The organism is Treponema sp. R6D11, from assembly GCF_054786075.1.
In genome coordinates this window covers 1-2176 of record NZ_BDHD01000246.1, presented here as the reverse complement: position 1 = coordinate 2176, position 2176 = coordinate 1, and the positions used below count along the sequence as shown (strand labels likewise).

The 2176-nt window shown below is 40.3% G+C and carries 1 protein-coding gene; it reads right to left on the bottom strand.

The features are described 5' to 3' along the window. Positions 1–2176 (bottom strand): hypothetical protein (locus ACYVTD_RS11825; protein ID WP_461247968.1); only part of this gene is annotated, 2176 nt, incomplete at both ends.

Here is a 2176-nt window from a genome sequence, read left to right as displayed (position 1 = left end):
GTGTAGGAGTGGTAACCTGCCATACAGCATTACTTGTTATCTGAACTGAGTTATTAGTAATAAGCGTTACTTGGGGGTTATCGTTGATCTTTGCCAAAAGTTTAAAGATGCCGCTAACTGCGCTGATTTTCATTGACATTACAAATTTTCCGGAAGTGTAGATACCTTCGTTGTAATCTCGAATGTTTTCGATGCTGGTTCCTTTGTTTTTAATAAGTTGAATATTTTCAATTAAAGGAACTTTTGAACTGAATTTAACAATCTGTGTTTCAACCGGTCCTGCCGCTCTTGGAGGTCCGCTTGACACTGTGGTATCAATAGCGACACAGTCAATTGTTACATCTACCGTATCGACACCGGTTGGAGGGTTAAGTTTTCCATCGCCGTTTACAGTGCTTGTCCAATTTACCACAGCACCGTCGCCGGTTATACTGGTAAGCTTAAACCAGCCTTTTTGAGCGTTAGAGCAGTCCGGTGTAGGATAGCCGGAAGGATTTTCTTCATAGAAAAATTTCGTCTCAGGAACGGTAGTGGGTCTATACCAGTAATCGTTATTTGCGGGGGTACTTCCGTCGCCATCTTTATGAATTCTCATAAGGACTGTATGCATCCAAATATTGTCTTCCGCAGTACCATTCATTCGTACTGTTCCGCCTACGATGTCGCCTGCTTTTGGATAAACAAAATTAATCGACGGATCATCCAAGTCAGGATCTATGCTTAACTTATAGTGAACAATTTGCTTGTTCCCGGCAACATCTACCACTTTTACATATATGGGAAGATAAAATCTTTCTTTGCCTTGTGTTGCATAATTAGCGGAAACAGAGGTATCGGGAATAAAGCCAAGATCGCTTAATTCCTGTACTAAATCTGCATGACTTGTTTTATAACCTTTTGGATATGGTTGAGTGTAAGTCCACGCATAAACAGAGCCGCCCCAATTAGGAGCTGGATTTGCGGTTCCTACTTTGGTGTTTCTCCAGAAGGGGTTGGTTGGTATTGGGTTAGTGTCATCGTCATTAGAGTCATTGTTATTGAAAAATGTTACTAATTCCGAGTTACTCAGTTTATCATCACCAGATTTTCCAATATGGTAATAGACTTTTTCTACACCGAAACTATCTGTGCTTTTTCCTCCAGCCGTTACAGTCGCTGTTACCCATTTTGGTCTTGAATTCTGTGGAGGATATAAAATTGTGTATTTGCCGCCTACAATATCGCCTGTTTTAAACTGATTATCTAAAGGACCCGGCTGGTCAAATTTTGCTTCTGGCGGCGTTAAATCCAAATCAAAAGGCTTGCGTTCTAATGGACCAGGTTTTCCCCCTGAGTCTGTAGCCTGCAATGCAAGATAATATCTTCCTTCTCTATTTCCCCATGTTTGCGCATCTGTTTTAGAAATAATAAGTTCATATTCATATGGATTAGTATTTCCTGTCATATGAGCATAGTAGGGTCCCCATTTTGCGCCTAATGTTGTATCATAGTTTTCATGTACCCACGCTTCTACAGCCTTATCATTGGTTGGATCCATGCCCGTGCCTGTTAAAACCACTAAATTAATTTTAAAAGCATCAGCCCTGTTGTAGAACTGCTTCATATCAGGAACCTGAACAATAGCTTGATCGCCAATCGCCATGTGGTATATTTCTATAGATTTATTTTTTTTATCCACAGTATTAGGATCAACCGCCGTACCTCCCAGTCCGCGTTTGTTGTCGATACGATTAGGATAAAAATTATCGTTTCCAAAACCGTCTCTTACCCATATTCTAAACCGATAATTTTTGTTTGCAGGAAGGGGAGAGAACTCATTTCCGTATTTACCGTTAGGTTCTCTTCTTGGCAGACGCCAATGGTCAGGGTCTGTTTCAGGTTTTGTATCGTCTCTTATCAGTTCGCAAAGGGGCCAGGTAAATCTTACCACTTCTGAGCCGGATTTATAATTTAAAGGCAGTTCCACTGTTCTCCATTGTCCGTATTTATTGTCCGTAGGTATCATATCTTCATCTACAGGAAAATCAAGATGCTCTGATGACCAGAACATTATTTTTGGAAACCCGTCGGCTATTTGGTATGCGTCAGTAGCAATACCCATTAAATCAAGACCTTGATAAACCATATCGGTAGTTACAAGGTTGTTCAATAAATTATCATTGTCAAAATCATCTTC